Raw genomic sequence first — 26,070 nt, forward strand, 5'->3', positions numbered from 1 at the left:
CCCCAGGGACGCCGTTCCTCCTCGTCTGTCCCGCCATTCCATGTCCCACGGCGGAAAAGACAATTGTCTAGGAGTAACGAATCCGCCTGAGAACGTACATTCTCCGTTAGTCGCAGGGCGGACTGTCGACGTGACGCGTTGGATCGGGGCGAAACAGCAGCTGCTCGGGAACGGCACATGTTAAGATCCGATCAACCATGTCGATTAGATCAGGCTTAGGACCTGCGTGAATTCGCTCATCCGAAAACTCCGAAATCTCCATTTGAAGAAGGCAACAAAATCAATCGTCTGACTGCAAGACTCTTGCGCCACACTCACCACTTGAACACCCCGCGCGCCGCGAACCCCTTAGCGATTTGCTAAGAAATACCCCCCTATTTGCCATGTGTTCCTTTTTGGGAAACGCCGCAGATGACGCTGCGGTGGGGTGAAACATGGGGTTTGGCACATGATGTGCACTGCACTGCCTGCAATCATTGCGGGCCTTTCTGGTGTTTTTCTGCTTTGGCTGCCGATCAGCCTTCAGGCGCAACTGGTCCTGAGTCTCACGATACTCGGACTCATGTTCATTTTCATGATGCGCCCGCAGAACAAGACGTTCCGCCTGATGACATTCGTGTTCTCCGCAGTCCTAGCGTTGCGCTACGCTTTCTGGCGCACGACGGAGACGCTGCCGGACATCAACGAGCCGCTGAACTTCATCCCCGGCATCATCCTTTACGCGGCGGAAATGTACTGCCTCGTGATGCTTGCAATCAATTTCTTCATCGTCGCAGATCCGCTGCAGCGCAGGCCTGCACCTCGCATGCCCGACGCCGAGAAGCCCACCGTCGACGTCTTCGTGCCGTCCTACAACGAATCCGCAGATCTGCTGGCTCTCACTCTGGCAGCAGCCAAGTCGATGAATTATCCGGCCGACAAGCTCACGGTGTACCTGCTGGATGACGGCGGGACGGACGCCAAGTGCAGTCAGGCGGATCCGCGGGCCGCCCTTGCTGCCCGCCGTCGCCGTGAAGAATTGCAGGCGCTCTCCGCCGCCCTCGGCGTGCGTTATCACGCCCGTGCCGAAAACGCGCATGCAAAGGCCGGCAATCTGAACGCCGGGCTGGCGATCTCAACGGGCGAACTCGTGGTCGTGTTTGATGCCGACCACGCCCCCGTGCGTGAATTCCTCAACGAAACGGTCGGTTATTTTGCCAAGGATGAGAAGCTCTTCCTCGTCCAGACACCGCACTACTTCCTGAACCCCGATCCGCTTGAGAAGAACCTCCAGACGTTCGGCCGCATGCCGTCAGAGAACGAGATGTTCTACTCCGTCGTCCAGCGGGGCCTCGACAAGTGGAACGCCTCCTTCTTCTGCGGGTCGGCAGCTGTTCTGCGCCGCAAGGCGCTCAAGGAGACCGACGGTTTCTCTGGCCAGTCGATCACCGAGGACTGCGAGAGCGCCCTCGCACTGCATTGCCGCGGCTGGCACAGCATCTATGTCGACAAGCCACTGATCGCCGGACTGCAGCCGGAAACCCTCGTCTCCTTCATCGGCCAGCGGGTTCGCTGGGCGCAGGGCATGCTGCAGATCCTGACCCTCAACCGCCCCTTCCTCCAACGCGGCCTGACCACCGCGCAGCGCATCTGCTATGCGGGCACGAACCTGTTCTGGCTCTTCCCCTTGACCCGGCTGACCTTCATGTTCTCGCCGTTGCTGTACATCTTCTTTTCGCTGCAGATTTTCGAGGCCAACATCACCGAGTTCATCTGCTATTCGGTGACCTATCTGATCTCCTCCTTTGCCATGCAGAGCTATCTTTTCGGTCGTGTGCGTTGGCCCTGGGTTTCCGAACTCTATGAATATGTGCAGTCGGTCATGCTGTTCGGCGCGATCATCAGCGTCGTGCGCAACCCGCGCAAGCCGACCTTCAACGTCACCTCGAAGGGGCAGACCCTTGACGAGAGCAAGCTTTCGCCGCTGGCGCGCCCCTACTTTCTGATCTTCTTCCTGCTGTTCGCCGCGACCTGCTATGCCATCTGGCGCTATGCGACCGAGGCGATGCCATCAGAACTGCTGCTGATCGTCGCTGGCTGGAACATCATCAATATGGGCATCGCCGGTGCCGCGCTCGGCTCGGTATCGGAACGGCGCGAGCGGCGACGCAATCAGCGCCTCAACGTCCGCCGTCATGCGATCCTGCATGTCGATCGTGCCGCACACGCCGTCATCGTCGGCGACGTCTCAAGCGGCGGCCTGGCTCTGCAGTTCATCGACGGCAAGCCGGTCGACGGCATCGACAAGGGACAGGAAGCCATGGTCGAAATCCGTCGCAATGGGCGCAGCATGCAAGTGCCGCTGGTCTGCCGCAGCGTCCTTCGCCGCAACGATGAAACGAGCTTCGGCTTTGCTTTCGCCGAACGGACGCCGGAGACATTCATCGCCATAGCCGAAATGATGTATTGCGAGCAGCAGCCTCTGCAGGACCGTTGGAACAAGGTTCAGAAACACAAAGGCTTCTTCACGGGAACCCTCCGCTTCGCCGTCTGGACGGTGACCGAGACGCTGCGTGCCTTCAGTTACGCCCTGCGGCTGATCCGCGAAACGTCGGAAGTCTCGCATCCCGATGCACCGATGGTGATCCGCCCTGCTACGACCTGCGACGACCCGGCCGTCTCCCAGCCGTCTTCCCTGCGAGGACCAGCCTATGCTTAAGAGAGATCTCAGCTGTTTCCTGTGCGGCGTTGCGGCACTCCTGGTAAGCGTCCAGGCACGCCCGACGATTGCCGCAGGCCTCGCCCCTGCCGAACTGGTGGCGGCAACGCCTCCCGCCGCCTCCACGCATGCTTCCGCCGGCAGCCGTCGCACTCTCCCCTTCCGTCAGTCAGCAGGGGACATGCGACTGGAGGGCGAGGATGCCGCGCGCGAGCTGAGCTTTCATCTGTCACCGGATCAGGTTGCCGGAGGTGGTGCTGTGCGTCTGAGTTACCTCAACGCGGTCTCGGTACTGCCAGACGACGCCGTTCTCGATGTCGAATTGAACGGAGAGCCCCTTGAGACGCTGCCCATCCGCTCGCCGAACGGGCCGATGACGCATGACCTGCCGGTTGCGGCGGCGAAGCTCGTGCCGGGCTGGAACACGGTTCGAATCCGGGCACGCCAGCATCATCGCATCGATTGCAGTGTCGATGCGAGCTACGAACTCTGGACCCAGATTGACCCGCTGGTCAGCGGCTTCGTCACCACGGTGGAACCAAAGGACGGTGATCTTGCGAGCCTTCTCTCGGTGGGGCGCAACGGGGACGGGGCGACAGAGATCCGGCTGATCGCAAGCCCCGAGACGTCCCAGGCGACCGTTCGCGATAGCCTTTCCGTCGTGCAGACACTGGCGCTGGTACTGGGACGAAGCGACCTCGCCGTGACGGTCGGCGCGGAGGAAGGCCTGGGCCCTGGAATCGATCTGTATGTCGGCGATCCCAGCCGCATGGATCTCCCGCAATCTGCACGCGACACGCTCGCCGGCGCGCCACGCGGCCTTTTTGTCCGCCAGAATAACGGCGGACGCCTCGCCCTTACAATGCGTGCATCCAATACCAGCGAATTGCAGTCGCTTCTGCTGGCCGCAGTCAATGGCCCTCTGCTACCCCTGATCCGGGCGAACAGGGCGCAGGCCGAAGGATCAGCAATAGACGGTGCAACGCCGGCCACTCATGCTCTCTCGGATGTGGGATACCGAACGGCCCCCTTTGCCGGACGCCTCTTCCAGACCAGCTTCACCGTGATCATGCCGTCGGATTTCTATCCCGGCGACTACGCCACCGTCGACCTGCATCTGAACGCGGCCACGGCACCGGGGCTTTCGCCCGGGACCCAGTTGCTCGTACGTGTCAACGAGCGTGCCGTTGCCACGCAGGTGCTCTACAATCCGGAAGGCATGACCCTGAAGGACAAGCCTCTGGAACTGCCGCTGCGCTCGTTCCATCCGGGCGTCAATCATGTCCGCATCCTCGCCGAGCTTCCCACGGCGGCTGACAAGGCCTGCGATCCCTCCACCCGGGACGAAGCACGCTCTCGCTTTCTCATGCTTCAGGAAACGACGGTCACCATACCACCCCTCGCCAGAGCCGGACGCCTGCCGGACCTTGCAGCCTTTGCCGGCACGTCCTTTCCCTTCAAGGGCTCGACTGGCTTCGATGTCTTTGTCGATGCAGCGACGCCGTCGCGACTGGGATCTGCGCTCACCTTGCTTACGCGCATGGCAATCTCCGCAGGCCATCCCTTGCCGGCCGAAATCAGGATTGGCCGCCCGGATCCGCGTGCGCCGACTGACGCTCTCGTCATCACGGCCAGCGGAGACATGCCCGAGAACGCGTCGCTCGAAGGTCGCAAGGGCGAGCGGTTGCAACCATTCATCACCGACGCATTGACGACAGCATCGGTAGCCGGGCAATCCGAAGACAGCCGCCGCCTGTCGGACTCGGAGGCCTTGTTGAGTGCATTCCAGGTCGAGACGCGACTTGAGGAGGATCAGCGCTCCCTCAAAAGCCGTGCGACGAGCTGGTTTGCCGAGGCCTCCACAACCGTCAACCGCTGGCTCAGCTACAAGGAGATCGGGCGCGACGACATCCATGTTGATTCCCGTGACCGGATGATCAGCGTCAGACAAGTGCGGGCGCCCGAAAGCGACGCCGTTTGGACGATCGTTGCCGCAAGTGACGAGACCTCGCTCGCCTCGGGTATGAGCACCCTCACCGGACCTGCGACATGGATGTCGCTGGAGGGCGGGGAAGCGATCATTCGACATTCGGATAGCAAGCTCGTGACGCTCCAGCCGGACGCCTACAGCTTCTTCCCCATCACCGATACAAGCCCCGCCAATCTGAGACGCCTCGCAGCCGCCTGGCTGTCCGATAACTTCGTTGTCTATGTCGCGCTCGTCGTCATCCTGATGGGCGGGTTTGGCTGGTGGGTCGGATACATCGTGCCGCGCAAGGGCGTGAGGACAGTCGAATGATGAGAAGCACTTTCGCAGCAGCACTCTGTGCAAGCACTATCCTGGCCACACTCCTGCTGGCAGTGCCATCCCGGGCGACACCGCTGGTCGCGCCGCGGGCTGCCTCGACCATGGCGGCGCCGACGCCGGACCTTCCGGCACAACCTGCAACGCCACCGACAGCACCCAAGCCCGACACCGTCGATCTCGCGGCTCTCTACTACTATGCCAGGAGTGGTGAAAGCGCGCGCGTCGAAGCAGAGACGCGCCGCCTGGAACTGAAGTTCCCGGGTTTCACCATCCCGACCGATCTCTATGCGCCCGAAAATGGCGATCAGGTCGACGAGACCACACTGTGGCAACTCTACGAGCGTGACGACTATGCCGGGATCGATCAGGAGATCAGTCGCATCGCAGCGGCCAATCCGGGATGGGAACCGTCGGCTGATTTTCGGGCGAAGCTCGAGCGCCGCAAGATGCGTCTGGCGATGACGACTGCACATACAGCAAGGGATTTCGCGACAGTCATCCGCGAGGGTGCCAATCTCGATGCTACGCAGGAAGCCGAGATCGATCTGCTCTGGATGCTCATCGACGCCTACAGGGCAAACGGGATGCATGAACCGCTGACAATGCTGTATCGCGGCATCCTGTTTCGTCCACCGGAGAAAACTTTATCCGACGACCTGATCCTGACAACCTTGCGCAAGGCGATGCAGGATGTTCCGGCGGCCCAGTTGCGCGAGGCCATTCAGATTCTCTCCTCGAAGCCCGATCTGGCGCTCGCTATGACGGCTCTGCGTCTCGATCTGATGCGGCGAGAGATCGGCGACTACGTTGCCGACGCCTCAGGCATGTCGATCCCGACGGCCGAGACCATTTCGGCGATCCGGCAGGTGGCCGAGATGGAGCGGAACCCGAAGGATCTGGGACTGATGGGCTGGTATGCGCTGAAAAGCGACAAGCCGGAGGAAGCAGCCCGCTGGTTCGAGCAGATGATGCAGCACGGAGCAAACGCAGAAGCCGTGCGCGGCCTCGCCGTGAGCCTGGGACATCGCGGCAAGGAGGACCAAGCCTTCACCTTCGTGTCCTCGCATCTCGAACTGCTGCAGGACGACGATGCGTTCCTGCTCGATCAGCTCTCCTATCCCTTCCGCAGCGAGGTCAGGACGGATCTCGAGGACCGCGTTGTCACGCGCTATTCCGAAGCAATTCAGAAGACGGAATCCGCAGACCATGCACGCCTGCTCGGCTGGTACGCCTACAATTCACGCCAGTTCGAGCCGGCCAGGGCCTGGTTCACAAGGGCCTTCGAATGGAAGCCCGAAGCTGATAGCCTGAAGGGGCTCGTCCTGTCTGCGACGCGCCTCGGCCAGAAGGCTGAGGTCAGCGACCTGCGCGAAAAACATGCCGGTGCCTACGCCGCCGTCTTCGATGAGATCCGGTCAGCGCTCGAACCGAAGGGCAAGGGTGGCAAGCCGGTGAGCGCCCCCACGGGCGTTCAGCCACGTTACGCCTCGAGCCTGCAGAAGAAGGACTATGGCGCCTGCATCTCCGAACTGCGGACGCTCGAAGCGAAGGCAGCCTTGCGTCCGGATGCTGTCGTGATCAAGGGTTGGTGCCTGCTCGGCCTGAACCATCTGGCGGAGGCACGGCAGGCCTTCATGCAAGGCCTTGCAGACGGTGGCGGCAAGTCAGACGATGCCGCCTACGGGCTCGGGCTCACATTGCTTCGCTCAAATCTCACCGATGATGCAGAAGCCCTGCTGATGCGGCAGAACCTGACGCCATTGCGGGAACGGGAACTGCGGGCAGAGATGCTGTGGCAGAAGGCACGCGCCGCCTTCGATCGCAAACAGTACCGCCAGACGCTCGATGCCCTCAACGCGCGTCTGCAGATCATGCCGGAGCCGGTTGGCATCAGCCAGATGCGCGCCTGGAGCCACTACCACCTCGGCAATCTCGCCCAGTCTCGCGCAATTTTTGCGCAACTCAACCAGGTGGTGGCGGACCCTGCGAACAGCCGGGGCATTGCAGCGATCAACGAACGCATGGGGATCACACGATGAAAGCCTCCACCATCAGCCTCGTGGCTCTGCTTGCACTCACGGGCTGCAACACCGTCGAGGATCCTTACCTGGATGGCATCGCGTCGGCAGTTCCCGCAAGCGCGACAGGCAATCGCGAACTTCCCCCCCATCTAGCTCTGGCCACGCTGACGACGCTGGGAGAAACACCGATCAGCGTCCGCCAGACGACGGTCGGCGGCGTCACCAGCCAGGTCATCGCCTATCGCAGCACAACAACAATCCCGGGCGAGAACAGGCTGACGGTTGCCACCGGCACAGCGGCAACGGCGGCGTTCCGGCGCGGACCAAGCCGTGCCGAGCTTGCACGGGAACTCGCATCCGAGTTTCCCGGGATCCGGATGAGCCTCGACCCGGTCGTGCGCCAAAACGGCTACGGCCCCTACGGGGTCGCGACAGGCAGGGTGAGCGAACGCGGAGCCTGCGTCTACGCCTGGCAGACGATTGACAAGGCTGCCAGGACGACTGGCGAGGAGGCCTCGGCAATCCGCCTTCGCTACTGCCACCCCGCCCTGGGAACGGAGGTGCTTGCCGGTCTGCTCTCGGGATTATCCTTTGGCGGCGCCAATGTGGCAGCTATCGCGACCGCCACGACATCCTATGCCTATGCAACCGGTGCGCCTGTAGCCGATCCCGTTCCCGTAGCGGCCACGATGAAGGCTGAGATCAGTGCAGGGACACCGGCCGCAAGAGAGGCTGCAGACACCTCCACATCCCACGAAACGTCAGGCACGAAGCCATCCGTCACGATACCGATGCCGGACTGACCCATCCGGCTTTGCATCCTTTCGACAGGGGAAAGACCACCGGTCAGCGAAGAAGCCGTTGCAGCCGGGGCCGAACGCGCAGGAAACCCCGGTAGGCGGCTTCGAACGCGGGTGTGGCGGGCGCCCAGCCGGCCAGCAGGCCGAGCGGACGCAGCAGGGGTATGGCGCGCCACATTGCCGCAAATGCCTGCGCGCCCGACAGGAGCGTCCCCTTTTCGTCTGCGTGAAACCGGGACAGGATTTCCGCCCGGTCGATCGGGCACCCCTGGGAAAGGTCGCAGGCATCGACGAACCGGATCGCGCCGCGCCGGTCGAGGCGTTTCATCAGGGCGATCTCGCGCTGGCACAGGGGACAATTGCTATCGAACCAGATGGTGACCTGAGGATTCATGGCTTTTCTCGATGTCGCATGTGGACCTGACTCCAATATGGGGTCAGAAATCCTGTATGGACAGTGCGGCCCCATGCCGCGAGCCGGACGGTCCCACCCTCACGCCTTAGGACGCGATGGCCTTTGCATCCCGCCCGACGACCGCCAGCTGGGACAGGAGCTGGTTTCGCCATTGATCCAGTTTCGGAGAAGACGCGTCGTCGGCGACCAGGCCCCCGTTCGCCTCCTGAATGGCACCGTCCCGATAGGCTGTCGGGGAGCACCCGAACCGGGTCATGAACAGTTGTCGCATGTTGGTCTGGCTACCCAACCCGCTCAAGCGCGCAATGTCCTTGATCTTCCGCTCACCGGCTTTGAGCATTTCGCAGGCGTAGCTCAAGCGGACAGAGAGCACGAATTCACCCACTGTCTGACCCGTTTTCTGTTTAAACGCCCGAGACAGAGTCTTCTCGCTCATGGCCACCATATCAGCCAGCTTTCCGACGCTCAGATCAGCGGATGGATTTGCCATTACCCATTCCTGAACACGCTCCACCGGGCTGCCAGAATCGAAACTGGGAAAAACTGGGCGACTGCCGAAACGCATCTCCGCACTGAGCAGGCGCGCACCAAATCGACGCGCGACTTCTCCGGCGACGGACCGACCAAGGTCCTCCTCGATCAGCGAGAGCGACAGGGCAAGGCCCGCAGAACTGCCACGTGCACTCCAGATCTTGCCGCTCTTGTGAACATCCGAATGCGGCTCGACGATAGTCTGCGAGCAAAGTGTGGTCAGGCGCGCCTGGACGTCCCCCTCCGCCACCACGGTGTGACCGCGAGTAAGCCCCGCCGCAGCGGCGAATAAAATCCCGTTGCCAAAGGTTGCGATGCGCCGGACGGCAGGCGCCCGCCTGGCAAGGAATTCAATGATCCGCAGATCGTGATCCTGCAAAGTGACGAATGCGCCGTCAGGGATGACCAGGGTATCAACCTCTGATGGTGCATTATTCAAATTGTGAACTGCACTGAAACGGATCCACGGCTCATCCGGCTGAACGGCTTCATAGCCTGCGGCGCATGTCGTGAGCACATAGGAACGCCCATCGGCCACCTCGCAGGCATGCCGCAGACTCTCCATTACGGACGCCAGTTCCAACATTCCGCAATTGCTGCGCAGCACAATCATGACTGTACGCGTCATCGAGCAGACACCTCGACCTAGGTCTTCCATGTAAACGATTGTTAACGAATAAGAAAATTAATTATAAAAAAACAGTAAATCAATTTTCAGAACAGTCATACTGAATCAAATCGGCACATAAGATTAATTCATACGTATAGCTGCCGATTCATCGCGCAGAACATTGCTTAATAGAATGAATTCTGCGTTTTATTTATCGTTTTTGGAACAATATCAATTCACAACATGAACCTTTTTTGGGCGTATATTTGGCCTATTTGACTAAAATTCTATGTTGCACCGCAACTATCTCGACAATCTCCGACAGGATTCGGACAACTGACGAAGCGGCCTCGCCGGGGGCCTTCACATTCTCCCCGATCCATACCTAACGTTAACCCGAGATTAACCTCGCCACGGCCTGCGGGGCCTGTCGAGTTTCTGGTGCATGCACTCCAAGGATGTATTTGCTGGGATAGGACGGTGCCCATGGCGCCTGGCGGGGCAATCGACGATCGAACTCATGAGGAGTCCAAAGTCGTGCGAGAAATAGTTCGCTATGCTGCCTGGCTGGCCATCGTTATCGCGATGTTCCTGCTCGTTGCGCAGCCCGTCGGCCATTCGGCCCGATTCAACCTGTCAGTCATCGTCATCGTCATTTTGGCTGCGATCATGCTTCTGAAGCTTGATGGCTTCTGGCGGCATGTGTTCCTCGCGCTGGCGAGTGTCGTCATCCTCCAGTATGCATACTGGCGCACAACCAGCACGCTGCCACCTGTCGAAGACCTCTATTCCTTCATCCCAGGTATCATCCTCTATGCGGCAGAGATGTATTGCATCCTGATGCTCGGCATCAGCCTGTTTGTCGTGGCAGACCCGATCGACAGGCCAAGAGCGCCGCAACTGGATGACGACGAAAGCCCCAATGTCGATGTCTTCATCCCGACCTATAACGAAGATCGGGAAATCCTGGCCCTGACCGTGGCCGCTGCCAAGGCGATGGATTACCCGGCGGACAAGTTCACCGTCTACCTGCTCGATGATGGTGGTACGGATCAGAAGCGCAACAGCGACGATCCGGTGGCCGCGGCCAAGGCAACGGAACGCGCCACGATCCTCAAGGATCTGTGCAGCGACCTCGGCGCCGTTTACATGACACGCGCAGAAAACGTCCACGCAAAGGCCGGCAACCTCAACGCTGCCCTGTGGCGGACGCATGCCGACCTCGTTGTGGTCTTCGATGCCGACCACGCACCGGAGCGCAACTTCCTGCGGGAAACGGTCGGCCATTTCCTTGAGGACGAACGTCTTTTCCTCGTCCAGACGCCACACTTCTTCTCCAACCCGGACCCGATCGAACGCAATCTCGGGACCTTCGGTCGAATGCCATCCGAAAACGAAATGTTCTACGGCAAGATCCAGAAGGGTCTCGACCGCTGGAACGCGTCGTTCTTCTGCGGCTCGGCCGCAGTGCTGCGCCGCGAAGCCCTGGAAGAGGTGGGTGGTTTCTCCGGCATCACCATCACGGAGGATTGCGAGACAGCCCTCGAACTCCATGCGCGCGGCTGGAACAGTCTCTATGTGGAAAAACCACTGATCTCGGGCCTGCAGCCGGAAACCTTCGCCAGCTTCGTCGGGCAGCGCTCTCGCTGGTGCCAGGGCATGGTCCAGATCCTTATGCTGAAGAACCCGCTTTTCAAGCGCGGCCTGTCTCTGCCACAGCGGCTGAGCTACATTTCCAGCTCGCTCTTCTGGTTCTTCCCCTTCGTGCGTGCGGTCTTCTTCGTCGCGCCCCTGCTCTTCATTCTCTTCGACATGAAGATCTTCGTCGCATCCTTCGAGGACTTCTTCGCCTACACGATCATGTATCTGATCGTCGGCGAGATGGTGCGCACCTATCTCTATGGCAGCGTCCGCTGGCCATGGATTTCCGAAATCTACGAGTATGTGCAGTCGGTCTATCTCTTCCAGGCCATTGTCAGCGTGCTGATGAAGCCGAGGAGCCCGACATTCAAGGTCACCGCCAAGGGCGTGTCGCTGAAGCATGATCGGTTATCAGAGCTGTCTCTGCCGTATTTCATCATCTTCGGCATTTTGAGCTTCACTCTGTTCGTGGCCGCCTATCGCTACAACACCGAGCCGGAAATCTCGAGCCTGCTCCTGATCGTTGGGGCCTGGAACTGGATGAACCTGATGATCGCCGGCTGCGCGCTGGGTGTCGTCACCGAACGCAGCCAGGATCTCTCCGGCGTGGAACTGCCGCTGCGCACCACTGTCGAACTCCAGTTCGGTGAGACTGTCCTGCGCGGTGCGGTCACCGAGGCTTCAGCCCAGGGTGCCAAGCTGATTCCGGCACAAGGCTCTGCCCGCAATCTCCGCAAGGGCGAATATGGCCGGCTTCAGCTGCTCAGCGTCTCCTCGAACCTGCTTGTCACCTCGCTGCCCGTCAGCATCGCGGGTGCCACACCGGGCGAGGATGGGGCAATCAGCCTGCGTTTCGATCCGGAGCCGCACCACTTCCCGATCATTGCCGAACTCCTGATGCACGACATGTCGGTGGTGCGCGAACAACGTGCGCTGCGCCAGCGCCCGAAAAGCATCATCGCCGGAAGCCTTCGCATCCTCCGTTGGGCCATTACCTGCCCGCTCGCGGCCATCGGCGTCGCGCTCGGCGGCAAGCCGGACGACAAGGTAGAGCCACAAAGACTGAAACCCCTCGCCGGCGCGGCTCTGGCCGCTGCCCCGGTCCGTCATCGGGAGGCTGGAGAATGATCAGACAACGCGCCATCTGGCTGGCGACGACAGGCCTGCTGCTTGCAGGCTCCCCGTCGACCGCCGCCACACCCGGTGGATTCATCCTGGCGCCGCAAACTGCGCCCCAGGCTGAAACCAAGGAATACTTTCAGGACGAGAACCAGATCCGTCGCCTGATCGCAGACAAACGGGACCTCTTCTTCCCCGGCGAAACAGCCAATCGGGAATACCCCTTCGTCGTCTTGCCATCCGAAATGACAGGATCAGCCAAGCTCATCCTGACGCTGCAGACGGCGATTTCAGTGGCGCCCGAACGGTCGGCAATGCGCATATTTGTCAACGACCGAGACATCGGAACAGTCAACCTGAAGTCGGGTGACGCTCATCAGGTCGAGCTTGAGCTCCCGAAGGGGCTGCTGCAACCGGGGTACAATGCCGTAACGGTCTTGCTCGATCAGTCACACCGTGTCGACTGCTCGGTGGAAGCAACCTACGAGCTCTGGACCCAGATCGATCCCGCCAGCAGCGGTTTCGTCTTCACACGCAATGCCAAGGACGACCCGAGCGACGTCTCCACCCTGCTCGCTTATAGCCGCGACGTGAACGGCCATGCCGCCATCAACGGGATGATACCCCGAGGCGCAGCAGGCGAAGACATCAATCGCACGTTTGCGGTGGTTCAGGTTCTCTCGATACTCGGTCACTTCGACCGCCCCGTCGTGACGGTCGGAAACGAGCACGGCTCTGGCCCCGGGATCGATCTCGTGGTCGGGACGTTCGGCACTGTCCGCGACCTGATCGGCGCGACACCCGAACAGGCAGGCGTACAGTTCGACATCGACCCTGCGAGCGGCCGCAGCCGCATGATCGTCGCAGCCCGAACGGCGGATGAGTTGGCATCGACAATCCGCGATTTCACTCTGCGTGCGCAGACCGAGATGACCGACGGTTCACCCCAGGGCCGCCGTGCACTCGGCAATCGCCGCGGCCGCCTGCTGGAGTCCGGCAGCGAAAACACGCTCGCCGAGCTGGGTTTTGTCTCGCGCCCCTTCGCCGGCCGCCATTTCGAGCAGTCGATCACGTTCAGCCTTCCTGCCGATTTCTATCCCGGCGACTATGGAGCCGCCACCTTCAAGCTGAATGCTGAATATGCCGCAGGCCTGTCGCCAAGCGCGCAGATGGTCGTTCGCGCGAATGGTGACACCGTCGCCAACATCCGGCTCGGCGAAGGTCGCTCCGGCCGCATCGAAGGACAGGTTTTGCCCATCCCGCTCGACAAGCTGCGTCCCGGCTACAATGTGATCGAGTTCGAGGCGGAACTGTCCAATGCAGCAGACGCCGTGTGTGATCCAGCCACTCTCGGAAACCCGACGGCACGCTTCTTCATCAAGGGCGACAGCACATTGAACATCCCCGCCTTCGCACAGATTGGCCACGCGCCCGATCTGGCGGTCGTGTCTGCCGGCAAGGCAGGCTTCGGCGGCGGCGATACGGCAACACCACTTTATGTAGAGGGCATGGACAATGACATGCTGGGGGCAGCAGGCAGCTTCCTCGCCAAGATGGCCTATGCCTCGCGGCAGGTGAGCCTCGTCTCCGTAACCTCCGGCTGGCCGCTCGATCGTCAGGGGCCGTTGCTGGCCTTCGGCAGCTTCTCCGGTTTCTCCAGCCAGCTCAGGTCCGACCTTGGCATTGATCTTAGCCCGGTCTCCAGCAACCTTGCGCTCTCGCTGGATGAAAATCAGCCAGAATCCCAGGGAGCGCAGGCAGAGCAAGCCGCACCTGCCCTCTCGGTGGATGGTGCGCAGGTGCAGGCCGACGACGACCGCCCGACTTCGCTGGTCGCGCGGCTCAAAGATGGCCTTGGCGCCATCTTCGAGGGAACGAAGGTCCGGGTGCAGATCCAGGCTGCGGAACTGGGCCTGATGGATGACCCGACCGTATTGAACAACGATACTGTCTATCAGGTCGCCAATGAGGCCGACATGCTCGTTGCACAGCGTCTGGTCAACGACCGGGATGCCTGGACCGTGGTCGCCTTTCGCAATCCCGAAACACTCAGCGAGGGCATGCGAAGCATGGCGCAGGCGGATGTCTGGGGTCGTCTCGGGGGGGCAGTGAACACCCTGACCCTCGACGGCACCGTTGTCGACCGAAAGATGTCGGCACACGAGCGTCTTTATGAGACCAAACCGCTCAGCCTTCAGAACGGCCGCCTCATCGTGGCGGGCTGGTTCTCCAACAACGCCCGTGAGTTCACCATCGCCCAGATCCTGGTAGCCATCCTGCTCGGCGTCTCGACCTACATCGTACTGCGGCAGGGACGCAAATCGTGAAGATCCGTCTCCACATGTCCGCCTTGGTTCTTGGCGGCGCCCTGATCGCCGGCGCCGCCACGGCTATGTTGCCGCAGCCACAGGAAAACGTCGCAGCCGACATCGCCGCCGGTGCCTGGCTCTTCTACCAGCACAATTTCGTCACTGACGAAGGGCGCGTGGTCGACAATCGCGCCGGCGGCATCAGCCATAGCGAAAGCCAGGGTTATGGCATGCTGATGGCCGAGGCGGCTGACGATCGCGACAGCTTCGACCGCATATGGTCATGGACACGCGCCAATCTTTTCGTCCGGGATGACGGGCTCGCCGTTTGGCGATGGGATCCATCCCACGCCCCACCCGTGACGGATCGCAACAACGCAACCGATGGCGACCTTCTGATTGCATGGGCCCTGATGCGCGCCGGCCAACGCTGGAACGAACCGGATCTCCAGCGCGAGGCCCGCCGCATCGCCGAAGCGATCGTGACAAGGACGACCATCGACACCGACTACGGCCTCGTCCTGTTGCCGGGTGTGCAGGGTTTTGGCCGCAACGAGCAATCGGACGGTCCCGTGATCAACATGTCCTATTGGATCTTTCCTGCTCTGGTCGATCTCGGTCGCTTGACGGGCCGCTTCCCGGCAGAAGAGCTGATGGACAGCGGCGTTTCCCTGTTGCGGGACGCCCGCTTCGGCCCCGCCAGGTTGCCGGCCGACTGGCTGTCGCTCTCCGGCGACATGCCACGGCCCGCCAGTGGTTACCCGTCGCAGTTCGGCTACGATGCGATCCGGGTCCCCCTCTACCTCGCCTGGTATTCACGCGACTATCCAGACATTCTGGAAGTTTTTGCCGCGCATTGGAAACAGTTCGGCAAGGCGTCGATGTCCGTGGTGGAACTCGCCACTGCGACCCGGCTCTCGCCAATGCCCGACCCCGGCTACCAGGCCGTGGCCGCACTCGTCGAATGCAGCCTGGGACGTCGCCCAGACATCACCCAGCTCTCTGACTTCAGCTCCCAAGACTACTACCCCGCCACGCTCCATGTGCTGAGCCTCATGGCTATCGCTGAAAGGTACCCCACATGTTTGACCGATTTCCCCTGAAAACAGCCCTGTTTGTCGGTGTCTGCATCTCGATCCCGATCAGCCAGGCAACCGGTGACAACGCCACGAACTATCCCGCAATGGGGCTGGTTCTGCCCGGCTCCGCCACGTTGTCGAACGCCTCTGCTCCGGCAGGCGGCCAGCCGGCCATGCCGGTTTTCGATCCGCTGGCCGGAGTAACCACGGCACCTGCCGTTCAAGCCGTCGTGCCAACGACGCTCCCCGCCCCGCAACCCGTGATGCCGGCTGCGCCGGCACCGGCGCAGGTCGTTCTGCCCGCCCAGTTACCCGTCGCCGTGACACCCGCAACAACGGTGGCCGTACAGCCGACGGCTCCGGTCATTCGCGAGGTTGCGCCGGGCGAAAACCCCTTCGGACCAACCGCTGCGACCACGGCGAGGAGACCGGCGGCACAGCTGCCGGCGGCCAGCACCCTTCCGCCGGCTGACCTTGCGCCCTCGAGAGAGAGCGTTGAGCAACAGATCGCCAAGCTCGGTCAGCAGACAGAGCAGCCGGGCGCATCGCCCCGACCGGAAGTCGACGAAACCGCCTTGCGCTACTATGCGCAGACGCGTGACCTCAAGCGCCTCGGCGCCGAGTTGCGCCGCCTCAAGACGCTCTATCCGGACTGGGACGCGCCGGAAGATCTCTTCGATGCTCCGACCAACATCTCGGAACAGCCTCTTTGGGACATCTTCGGCAGCGGAGACTATGTTCGGGTGCGCACCGAGATCGCCCGGTTGCAGAGCGAAAACCCAAACTGGAAGCCCAGCCAGGAATTGCTCGACAAGCTTGCGCTTGCCGAAACCCGCCGGCTGATGGAACGCGCTCACGCCCAGCGCAATTGGGGCCAGGTCGTCACTCTCGCCGAGGCCACGCCGCAACTGATGGTCTGCGCCGAGATGAACACCATGTGGATCACGGCAGAGTCTCTCGCCCAGTCGCGTGACTACGCCCGAGCCTTCGATCTCTACAAACATATCGTAACCACCTGCGAGGAGCCCAACGAGCGCCTGTCGACGGTCCAGAAGGCCAGCCTTCTCCTTCCTGAAGCGGGCACACGCTCGCCGGTCGCGCTCGGCAACATCCTTCCTGATGGCACGGGCGAATTCGACAATGTCTCCTTCGACCTTGTCCGCCGCAAGATGGGTCTCGTCGCCCAGGGCAGCGGACCGGCAAGCGCATTGACGATCGATGAACTGCAACGGTTCAGCGACTTCGTCCAGCGCTCGTTCTCCGCGAATGACGCAGAACTCTTCGGCTGGTTCTACTATGGCCAACAGAGTTGGGAGGCATCGTATCACTGGTTCGTCAGCGCAACCCGGATGACCACCAACCCGAAGAGCATTGAGGGCGTCATCCTCACGCTGCGCAATCTCGATCACCGTGACGAGGCACTCCAGCTCGCCCGGCAATATGCGGCGCAGACACCGGAATTGAAGAAGATCTACATCGAGCTTGTGTCAGCCGGATTGACGGATCAGGAAACGCCTCTCGCGCTTGACGAAAAGGAACTGAAAACGCTCGAGGGCTATGTCTTCGAACAGAAGTCGGCATTGGGTGCGCAGGCGCTCGGCTGGCATCGCCTCGAAACCAAGGCGACAAAGGAAGCGGCCCGTCTTTTCCAGCAATCCGTCGAATGGGAAGCCACCGAAGGCGGCGTGACCGGCCTTGCTGTTGTCGCAGCTCGTGCCAAGAACTGGGGCCGTGTCGCAGCGATCAAGAAGCAGTATGGCGCAAAGTTCGCATCACTCGACAACGTCAAGGTCTACCGTCCGGCAGCCACACCCAAGACCATCAAGCCGAAACCCCAGGAAAAGCCCAATCTGCTCACCTGGCTCCTGCAGAAGGACAAGCGCGAGGAGAAGAAGGGCCGTGTCGAAACCGAATAACTCCCGCCAGTCTGCGCGAACAGGCGCAGACTGGCGCACCTTGAAACGGAAGAAGCCGGCAGACCATCGTCTCCCGGCTTCTGTGTCAGGACGTCAACAAGCCCTGTAGGCAGGAGCCTTACCGGATCCTTTGCCCCTCGGCATCGAACAGGAAGCTCGTCCCGGCGTCGACACCAACGGTGATCTCGTCGCCCAATCGGCCGCCATGCCGTCGCTCTTCCTGCTCGATGATGATCTGTTCGCCGGGCACAGTATGGGCGTAGACATAACTGGTATTGCCCAGATGCTCGACAACGTCGACATGCACCGTCAGTTGCGCATCGCCGCTCCCGGCGGGATGGAAGTGCTCGGGCCGGATACCCAGGGTGACGGCCTCCCCAACCTTCGGCCCATGGGCACAGGCCAGGGTGAGCTGCGTGTCGGGCCGCACCTTGAGCGCCACGGTCACCTGGCCGACCGCCGGATGCGCGACGACCTTGGCCGGCAGAAAATTCATCTTCGGGGAGCCGATAAAGCCTGCAACAAACATGTTGTCGGGATCGTCGTAGAGCATGAGCGGCGCTCCGACCTGCTCGACAATGCCGCCGCGCATGACGACGATCTTGTCGGCCAGCGTCATCGCCTCGACCTGGTCATGCGTGACATAGACGATCGTGGCGTTCAGCTCCTTGTGCAGCCGGGCGATCTCGACACGCATATGCACGCGCAGTTCCGCGTCGAGGTTGGAGAGCGGCTCATCGAAGAGGAAAACGTCAGGCTGACGCACGATGGCACGGCCGATGGCGACGCGCTGGCGCTGACCACCGGACAGAGCCTTGGGCTTGCGATCCATAAGCGCGTCGAGTTCGAGGATCTTTGCGGCAGCGTTCACCCGCCGCTCGATCTCGTCCTTCGCCATGCCAGCAAAGCGGAGCGCAAAGCCCATGTTCTCGCGCACGGTCATGTGCGGATAAAGCGCATAGGTCTGGAACACCATGGCAATGCCACGCTTGGACGGATCGACATCGTTCATCACGGTGCCGCCGATGGTCAGCTCACCGGAGGAGATATCCTCAAGCCCTGCGATCATCCGGAGCAGCGTGGACTTGCCGCAGCCGGACGGACCGACGAAGACAACGAATTCCCCGGAGGAAACCTCAAGATTCACCCCTTTGATGACCTCGAGCGAGCCATAGGACTTGCGGATATCGGTGAGCCGGACCTCTGCCATGTAAGCCTCGCTCAGGTGACGTTGAAGGTGATGCGTTTGGTCCCGAAGGGACGGCAAGTCGCAGTCAGCGTCAATTGGCCGGCTTCGTTTCCGGCTTCGACATAGACGCCAACGGCGCCACCCTTGAAGGAGAGCAGCGAGGGGCCGACGATACGGCCCGGGCCCTCAAGCGAGACCTCGACCGGATCGTCGAAGAAGCCCAAGACATTGCCGCCCTGATCGAGCGCACGCAGGATCACGCGAACCGTGTCCTTCTCGCCAGACCTGAGCTCTGTGTCATCAGCCGCGATCTCAAGTGTCGTCGGAAGCGGATCGGCCGGCAGATGGCGGCGGACCACTTCCTCGCCGTTGATAAAGCCGACGAGCTCGCCATCCCGCCAGGTCATGCCCCATTCGCCGAATTCCTCCGGCGTCACCATGCTGTGGTCGAGAATGCAGGGCGGATGCGGCAGATGCGGATAGGTCTTCGTATCGGGTTCGATCCGCTTGACGATCTGGCCCATGCGGATTTCGACATAGTCGCAATTGGTGAGCACGATCAGCGGCAACACGCCGCCGATATTGCGCTCACCACGCGCCCAGAAGCTGACCGGCTGAAGCACGATCCCGTGCTTCGGATCGCCCTGCGAGGCATAGGCGTAACCGGCGAATTTCGGCTCGCGATACATGTCGGTGACGCCGTGATAGCAGATGCGGTCGCCGGAGCCGAAATCCTTGTGCGTGTTGTAGTCGAACATGCACCAGCCGGTGGAGCCTGATATCGACGGGTCGCCGGCAGCAGCATTGAGGATCGCCAGATGCCGGCCGACATGTTCAGCCTGCCGCTGCTCCTGGTCGAAGCGTTTGGTCGGATACATGTGACCGCCATATTCGGTGATCATGTAGGGCACCTTGCGGTCGAGCCCTGTCACCTCGCGCTGCTCGCGCAGCACCAGGCGCTCCCGGTTATGCCCCGGCATTTCCTCCATGCCGAGAATGAAGTCGTTCATTGTGTAGACGTCTTCGAGCAGCTCGCTCTCGGTGATGTAGCGCACGCCGCCTGTCTGGCGGGTCGTATCGAGCGACCGCGCCATGGCATTCGTCGCGACATAGAAGTCGTGAGAGTCCTGGCTCTCGTTGATGCGCACGCCCCAGATGATGATCGAGGGATGGTTCCAGTCGCGCTCGATCATGCGGCGGACGTTCTGAACGCTCTCCGCCTTCCAGCTATCACCGCCGATATGCTGCCAGCCGGGGATCTCTTCGAAGACCAGCAGGCCGATCTCGTCGCAACGGTCGAGGAAGTATTTCGACTGCGGGTAGTGCGAGGTCCGGGCGATGTTGCAGGCCAGATCGAACTTCAGGATATCGGCATCCTTCTCCTGACCACGCCGGCCCATGGCATAGCCGAGATGCGGCCAGGCCTGGTGACGGTTGAGGCCGCGCAGCTTGACGACGCGACCGTTCAGCTTGAAGCCGTCGATGGTGTATTCGGCAGAGCGGAAGCCGAAACGGCTTGTCACGGCATCGGCACCGGCTGCTGTCTCCAATGTCACCGTGAGGTGATAGAGAGCGGGATTGTCGATATCCCAGAGCGTGATGCCCTGAAGTCCGGAAAAGCCGAGCGAGACCTCTGCGCCTGATACGGTCGCCTCGGTCCGCGCGATCTCCTGACCTGCACCATCTTTCAGAACAGCCGTGACCTTGCCCGAAAGCGCCTGATCGGTCGGATTGGAAATCCAGACCTTCGCCGTCACCTGCTTGGTTTCATCAAGCACATCCGGCGTCTCGATCTTGACGTTGGCGATCGAAACCGGCGCGGTGACCTTGAGCCAGACATCACGATAGATGCCGGCATAGGTGAGATAGTCGATCACGCCGCCGAAGGGCGGGATTTCGGGGTTTTCCGAACCGTCGATCTTCACCGTCAGCAGGTTGTTGCCGGCCTTCAGATGCGGCGTGAGCCTAGCCTCGAAAGGTGTGTAGCCATCCTTGTGCGCAGTGATCTCGGTGCCGTTGAGATAGACAACGCTATCAGCCATGGCGCCGTCGAAGACCAGCGAGACTTCTTTGCCGTCGAAACGCGGATCCCACGAGATGACCTTCTGATAGGTAAAGGCCTTCTGATAGCTCTTCTCGTCGAAATAATTATAGGGCAGCTCGACCGCCGTATGGGGAAGCTGGACCGTCTCGCCGGACTGCGAAGCCGAAGCAAAACCCGGCTCAAACCCGGCGCGGAAGGTCCAATCCTTGTTGAAAGTCTCAATAATGCGCATGAATAAGTCCTATTTCACGGAGCCGAGCATGCCCTGCACGAATTGGCGTTGCATGGCGAAGAAGACGAGAAGGGTGGGAAGGGTGGCGAGGATCGTGCCGATCATCACGGTGCCGTATTCGGGCGAATAGGCGGAGGCGAGCGAGGACACGACCAGCGTGATCGTCTTGGTGTCATTCGACTGCAGCACGATCAGCGGCCAGAGATAATTGTTCCAGTTCAGCATGAAGACGATGACGAAGGCCGCCGCATAGGTGGAGCGCATCACCGGAACATAAATGTAGAAGAAGATCTGCCACTCCTTCAGCCCGTCCACCTTGGCCGCATCACGAAGCTCGGTCGGAAAGGCTTTTGAGGCCTGGCGGAAATAGAAGATGATGAAGGCGGACGCGATCATCGGCAGCATGATCGCGATATGGGTGTTGAGCAGCCCCGCCTGCCCCATCAGCATGAAGAGCGGGATCATCAGCGCCGCAAACGGCACCATCAGCGTCAAGAGGATCACGGTATAGACCCGTTCGCGCAGCTTTGAGCGGAACATCTCGAAGCCGTAGCCGGCAAGCGACGAGACGAGCAGCGTCAGCGCCGTGCCGACAAGCGCGATCTTCACCGAATTCCAGAACACCAGCGGCACATCCACCTGGGCGAAGAAGGACGCGATGTTGTCGAAGAGCGCCGTACCGAAGGTGACCTTGCCGCGCACGATCTCGCTCGTGGTGTTGGTCGCGCCGATCACCATCCAGATGAACGGAAAGATCGAGAGGAAGGCGGCAAGCGACAGCACGGCATACTGCACGATGTCGGGCAGCCGGCGGCGAAGCATTGTCATCATCGACGTTCCCTCGCGGCATAGAATTGCAGGAAGGAGAGGACCGCCACCATCAGCACGATGACATAGGAGACGGTTGCCGCATAACCGAAGCTCGGCATGAAGCGGAAGGTAAGGTTGTAGATGTAGAGCGACAGCGTCAGCGTCGAATCCGCAGGCCCACCTTTGCCTTCGGTGAAGTTGTACACCTCGTCGAACAGCTGCAGCGTGCCGATTGTCGAGGTGATCGTGGTAAACAGGATCACCGGTTTCAACATCGGGATGGTGAGAAACGCAAAGCGCCCCCAGGACGGCACGCCATCAATCTTCGCCGCCTCATAGATCGACCGGTCGATATTCTGCAGCGCCGCCAGATAGAAGATCATGTTGTAGCCGGTCCAGCGCCAGGTGATGGCGATGATGATCAGGACCTTGGCCCAGAAGGGGTCTGTGAGCCACCCGATCGGCTCGCCGATGATGCCGATCGTAAGCAGCGTGTTGTTCACCACGCCATCGAGCGAGAACATGCTCTTGAACAGGATCGAGTAGGCGACCAGCGACGAAACGCAGGGCAGGAAGATCATGGTCCGGAACAGGCCGGAATAACGCAGCTTCGGATTGTTCAGCATGGCCGCCAGGATCAGCGCCATGGTGATCATGATCGGCACCTGGACGACGAAGAAGATGACGGTGTTTTCCAGCGCCTTCCAGAAGACGGGATCGTTCCACAGACGTACGAGATTACCGGTGCCCGAGAACTTCAGCATCATCCCGCGTCCCGAATAGAAGGACAGCGCGAGAGAACGCAGGATCGGATAGAGCATGAAGAGCGAGATCAGCACGAGGGCGGGCGCGACGAACAGCCATCCGTTCACGTCGTAATAGCGTCTCAGGCTGGATCTGGATGTGGTGGCCATGCGGTATCCCCGAACCCGATCAGTGGTCACTGAACCTTGATATGTGAAGGGAAGCCGCGCGGCGCTTGCGCCGCACGGCTCCGGGAGGACAGGGGCCTGACCCGAAGGCCTGACCCCTGTGGGATGGGTTTACTGGATCTGACCGGCGGCCTGATCTTCGATCGCCTTCAGGACGTCATCGACAGGCGTTCCCTTGAGCAGCGCCGGGAAGTTTGCCGTGACAGCCGTGTCCAGCTCGTTGGTGAAGATGCCGTAGTTGACGGCCGGCACCTGGACGAGCCAATCGGCAAAGTTCTGCCAGACCGTCTGGCCGCCGAAGAAGTCGTCTGGCTTCTGATAGGCTTCGCCGGTGCGGGCGGCGAGCAGCGAGCCGACGGCGCCGCGCTCGGTCAGGATTTTCTGATAGAAGTCGAGATCCTTGGCATAGACTTCATTGAGGAAGTCGATTGCTTCGTCCTTTTCAGCGGAAGCCTCAAGCACATACCAGCTCGAACCACCGAGGTTGGAGGCGGCGGTCGCGCCGTCGATGCCAAGCTTCGGAATGGCGGTCAGGGCCCACTTGCCGGCCTGATCGGGCTGCGCCTTGACGGTGCCGGTGATCCAGACACCAAGCAGGACGGCGGCGACATCGCCGGAGGTGAAGGCGTTGACGCCGTCGTTCCAGCCGCTGGTCGGCTTCGCCACGCCTTCGTTGACGATCCGCGCCTGGGTTTCGAGGGCTGCCTTCAGCGCGGCGTTGCCTGTGATGTTGAGGCTGCCATCGTCCTTGAAATACCACTGGCCGCCGGACTGCATCATGATGCGGATCAGGCCGCCGTCGTTGCTGTCGAGCGCCATCATCTCATGACCGGTCTTGGCCTTCACGTCCTTGCCGATCTCGATGAAGCGATCCCAGGTCAGGTTCTCCATGTCGGAGGCCTTGTAACCTGCCTGCTCCAGATAGTCCTTGCGGTAGTAGAGGCCGGTCACGCCGGAATCGAAGGGAACACCATAGACCTGGCCCTCGAGGGTCATCAGGTCGACCTTGTATTTGGCAAAACCGGAATAATCGATCTTGTCGGTCAGCGCAGCGAACGAGCCGGGGAAGGACTGCAGATATTTCTGCGCGCCGTAATCCTCGATAAGAACGATATCCGGCAGCGTGTCGGTCATGCCGGACGCCAGACCCGTCTGCAGCTTCTGTTCGACATCGGCCTTGGCGAAGTCGACGATGTTGAATGTCGTGCCGGGATTCTTGGCCGTATAACGCGCCGCAGCTTCCTGCATGATGGCGACGTTGAAATTCGGATCCCAGCACCAGATGGTGACTTCGCCGGCAAATGCGGCGGAACTTGCGAAAAATGCAACGCCTGCACAGGCTGACGCCAGTGAGCGCTTGAAACCACTCAGATTATCCATGTCTTCCTCCCTTGAAACACTGACCCCGGCAGCCTCTTCCCGCTGCCTTGCGGTCACTATTCCCGAAAACCTGGAGAGTGCCAAGAAAATTTTTACTAAATATTTTGTGCACTGCGGTAAGTACCTGTGATTCCACAACCTGCCGTCGAAAGCGATCAGAAAATCGATGGCTTTTTTGCACTGCCTCGCCAGACCATCTCGGTCGGCAGCGTCACATGCTTGGAATAGTCCCGACCGTTCAGCCGCTCGACCAGGAGATCGACCGCCACCTCGCCGATCAGTTCGCCCGGAATGCGCATGGTGGATAGCGGCGGGGTCAGAAACTGCGCCACGGGAATGTCGTTGAACGCCACGACGGCAATATCGTCGGGAATGGAGAGCCCCGCTTCCTGTATGGCCCGGTAAGCGCCGATCGCCATGTTGTCGTTCGCCGCAACGATCGCATCTGGCCGCTCATCCAGGGCAAGCAGAGATTTCGCCTGTTGGTAGCCCGTTTCCAGCCGCAGATTTTGCCCGAAGCGTTCGCTCTGGCCAAGCGCCATCAGTTCCGGACGGTAGCGCCCTCGCGTCTCGTGCCATTCGATAAAGGCCTTGCAGCGCTGCTCGCCATGCATCAGGGCGTCGTTGTCCATCAACTCATACCCGCCAACGAAACCGATCCGGCGATAACCAGTCTGGTCCAGGCTGTCCAGGATGACTGTCGTAGCCTCACCGAGATCGGCGCGAACGCAGTCGAATTGCGGCATGCGCGGATTGTAGTCGGCCATGACCAGATGCGGACAGACCTTGGCCATCGCCTCGATTTCGGCCTTCGGGTGGTGCCCGACGACGACGGTTGCCGAAATGCCCGTCAGCATGGCCAGATCCACGGGCACATCCGGGTTGAAGACGCGCGCGATCTCGATCTTGTACTCGCGGCAGCGGGCCTCGATGCCAAGGCGGACGCCGACATAATAGGGATCGACCAGTTCCTCCTGCGGCGCAAGGAAATGCACGATGGCGATATTCGCTGGCACCTCCGCATGGCTCGCCATTGGGATTGTCAGCGGGGGCATCTGGGCGTTCTTGCGTGCTCGCGGCGTCGCATAGTTGAGCGCCTCTGCCGTCTCGATGATCGCCTGCCGCTTGGCTTCCGACACCGAAAGTGTCTGGTCATAGTTCAAGACGCGCGACACCGTGCCGGAGGAGACGCCGACCGCCTGCGCAATTTCCTTGATTGTCACCACGGCGGCCTGCCCTCCTCAAACTGCCTCCTCGGAAGGCTGGGTAAAACCTCCGGAAAATATTTACTAGGCCACAGAAGTGTCGGAGACAACCCAAAACCGGCTGTGGCGCTGAACACGCTGCCGGCACCTGAGACGAGAGGGCGAAGATCGAGCAGGGACCTCACTCGAATGGCCAGGCTCAGGGAGAGCGCCTGCGCGCCACGATATAGGGGTTCTGGCGGTGCTTGCCGAAGACCGTTTGGTCGACGATTTCGAAGCCGGCCTTTTCAAGAGACTGACGCAAGCCGGCGACGGTGAAGCCATGGACGGCGGGAAACAGACCCAGGGCTCGCAGCACGGTGAAAAGGCCGCGCCATCGTGTGCCCAGATCACCAAAGCACCAGGTCTTGGTAATCAGCAGGCCACCGGGCTTCAGGCTCGCATGGATGAGGGCCAGAACGGCATGCGGGTCATCAAGGAGATGCAGGACATTAAACGCACAGATCGCATCGAAAGGCGCATCATCAAAGGCATCCTCGGCATCGACGAGGACAAAGCGGAGGTTGTCACCGGCTGGCTTCGCTCTGGCGATCTCGATCATCTGCGCAGAAAAGTCCGTTGCCTTCCACTCCTGCACGCCAGGCGCCAGGCGGATGGCCACTCCACCGGTGCCACATCCCAGTTCAAGCACGCGATCCGAAGGCGCAAGGCGCGCAGCGACATCGGTCAGCATGGCTTCATAGGCAGCGACATCCTGGATCTGACGTGCCGCATAGCGCCGGGCGATCCTGTTCCAGAACCTCTGCTGCCTTTCGTGGCTCATGCGCTGTC

The 26,070-nt window shown here is 61.0% G+C and carries 17 protein-coding genes; 8 read left to right on the forward strand and 9 right to left on the reverse strand.

Annotated features, from left to right (window positions below; all coding sequences use genetic code 11):
• Positions 1 to 451 precede the first annotated feature (451 nt).
• Genes bcsA (J2045_RS18955) through bcsN form a run of 4 tightly spaced genes read left to right on the forward strand, consistent with a single transcriptional unit; the run spans position 452 to position 7,830 of the window.
• Positions 452 to 2,698, forward strand: coding sequence for a UDP-forming cellulose synthase catalytic subunit (bcsA, locus tag J2045_RS18955; protein WP_307375952.1), 2,247 nt, complete (start codon positions 452 to 454; stop codon positions 2,696 to 2,698).
• Positions 2,691 to 4,997, forward strand: a complete 2,307-nt coding sequence (locus tag J2045_RS18960; protein ID WP_307375778.1) for a cellulose biosynthesis cyclic di-GMP-binding regulatory protein BcsB — start codon at positions 2,691 to 2,693, stop codon at positions 4,995 to 4,997. The genes bcsA (J2045_RS18955) and J2045_RS18960 overlap by 8 nt, the downstream gene beginning before the upstream one ends.
• Positions 4,994 to 7,045, forward strand: coding sequence for a tetratricopeptide repeat protein (locus tag J2045_RS18965; protein ID WP_307375781.1), 2,052 nt, complete (start codon positions 4,994 to 4,996; stop codon positions 7,043 to 7,045). The genes J2045_RS18960 and J2045_RS18965 overlap by 4 nt, the downstream gene beginning before the upstream one ends.
• Complete coding sequence (bcsN, locus tag J2045_RS18970; RefSeq protein ID WP_307375784.1) at positions 7,042 to 7,830, forward strand: cellulose biosynthesis protein BcsN; 789 nt, start codon at positions 7,042 to 7,044, stop codon at positions 7,828 to 7,830. The genes J2045_RS18965 and bcsN overlap by 4 nt, the downstream gene beginning before the upstream one ends.
• 43 nt (positions 7,831 to 7,873) lie before the next feature.
• Here bcsN and J2045_RS18975 read toward each other — a convergent pair whose 3' ends face one another.
• Together J2045_RS18975 and J2045_RS18980 are read right to left on the reverse strand one after the other, a co-directional pair.
• Positions 7,874 to 8,221 (reverse strand): thiol-disulfide oxidoreductase DCC family protein, encoded by a 348-nt coding sequence (locus J2045_RS18975; RefSeq protein WP_307375786.1) that lies wholly within the window; start codon positions 8,219 to 8,221, stop codon positions 7,874 to 7,876.
• A 106-nt stretch (positions 8,222 to 8,327) separates the two neighbouring features.
• The gene (locus J2045_RS18980; RefSeq protein ID WP_307375788.1) at positions 8,328 to 9,401 is read right to left on the reverse strand and encodes a GlxA family transcriptional regulator; all 1,074 of its coding nucleotides are present in this window, start codon (positions 9,399 to 9,401) and stop codon (positions 8,328 to 8,330) included.
• 519 nt (positions 9,402 to 9,920) lie between these two features.
• On the opposite strand from J2045_RS18980, the gene bcsA (J2045_RS18985) reads away from it, so the two are divergent.
• Genes bcsA (J2045_RS18985) through J2045_RS19000 form a run of 4 tightly spaced genes read left to right on the forward strand, consistent with a single transcriptional unit; the run spans position 9,921 to position 17,447 of the window.
• Complete coding sequence (gene bcsA / locus J2045_RS18985; protein WP_307375790.1) at positions 9,921 to 12,152, forward strand: UDP-forming cellulose synthase catalytic subunit; 2,232 nt, start codon at positions 9,921 to 9,923, stop codon at positions 12,150 to 12,152.
• Complete coding sequence (locus J2045_RS18990; RefSeq protein ID WP_307375792.1) at positions 12,149 to 14,470, forward strand: cellulose biosynthesis cyclic di-GMP-binding regulatory protein BcsB; 2,322 nt, start codon at positions 12,149 to 12,151, stop codon at positions 14,468 to 14,470. The genes bcsA (J2045_RS18985) and J2045_RS18990 overlap by 4 nt, the downstream gene beginning before the upstream one ends.
• Positions 14,467 to 15,555: a family 8 glycosyl hydrolase gene (locus J2045_RS18995; protein ID WP_307375795.1), complete on the forward strand. Its 1,089-nt coding sequence runs from the start codon at positions 14,467 to 14,469 to the stop codon at positions 15,553 to 15,555. The genes J2045_RS18990 and J2045_RS18995 overlap by 4 nt, the downstream gene beginning before the upstream one ends.
• A complete protein-coding gene (locus tag J2045_RS19000) occupies positions 15,534 to 17,447 on the forward strand; it encodes a hypothetical protein (protein WP_307375797.1) in 1,914 nt (637 codons plus the stop codon). The genes J2045_RS18995 and J2045_RS19000 overlap by 22 nt, the downstream gene beginning before the upstream one ends.
• A gap of 118 nt (positions 17,448 to 17,565) precedes the next feature.
• Here the strand turns inward: J2045_RS19000 and J2045_RS19005 are convergent, their stop codons facing one another.
• From J2045_RS19005 to J2045_RS19035, 7 genes are all read right to left on the reverse strand, one after another.
• Entirely contained in the window at positions 17,566 to 18,657 is a 1,092-nt protein-coding gene (locus tag J2045_RS19005; RefSeq protein ID WP_307375800.1) for an ABC transporter ATP-binding protein, read from the reverse strand.
• A gap of 11 nt (positions 18,658 to 18,668) precedes the next feature.
• A complete protein-coding gene (locus J2045_RS19010; RefSeq protein ID WP_307375804.1) occupies positions 18,669 to 20,912 on the reverse strand; it encodes a glycoside hydrolase family 2 protein in 2,244 nt (747 codons plus the stop codon).
• 9 nt (positions 20,913 to 20,921) lie between these two features.
• A complete protein-coding gene (locus J2045_RS19015) occupies positions 20,922 to 21,743 on the reverse strand; it encodes a carbohydrate ABC transporter permease (RefSeq protein WP_307375807.1) in 822 nt (273 codons plus the stop codon).
• Complete coding sequence (locus J2045_RS19020) at positions 21,740 to 22,636, reverse strand: carbohydrate ABC transporter permease (protein WP_307375809.1); 897 nt, start codon at positions 22,634 to 22,636, stop codon at positions 21,740 to 21,742. Before J2045_RS19020 ends, J2045_RS19015 begins: the two co-directional genes overlap by 4 nt.
• Positions 22,637 to 22,765: 129 nt before the next feature.
• Positions 22,766 to 24,034 carry an ABC transporter substrate-binding protein gene (locus J2045_RS19025; protein ID WP_307375812.1) on the reverse strand — a complete coding sequence of 423 codons (1,269 nt, stop codon included), beginning with the start codon at positions 24,032 to 24,034 and terminating at the stop codon, positions 22,766 to 22,768.
• A gap of 155 nt (positions 24,035 to 24,189) precedes the next feature.
• Complete coding sequence (locus J2045_RS19030; RefSeq protein ID WP_307375815.1) at positions 24,190 to 25,260, reverse strand: LacI family DNA-binding transcriptional regulator; 1,071 nt, start codon at positions 25,258 to 25,260, stop codon at positions 24,190 to 24,192.
• Between the two features lie 178 nt (positions 25,261 to 25,438).
• Positions 25,439 to 26,062 (reverse strand): class I SAM-dependent methyltransferase, encoded by a 624-nt coding sequence (locus tag J2045_RS19035; protein WP_307375817.1) that lies wholly within the window; start codon positions 26,060 to 26,062, stop codon positions 25,439 to 25,441.
• Positions 26,063 to 26,070: the final 8 nt, after the last annotated feature.

Origin of the sequence: Peteryoungia aggregata LMG 23059 (assembly GCF_030814435.1) — a bacterium.
GTDB classification, from domain to species: Bacteria; Pseudomonadota; Alphaproteobacteria; order Rhizobiales; family Rhizobiaceae; genus Allorhizobium; species Allorhizobium aggregatum.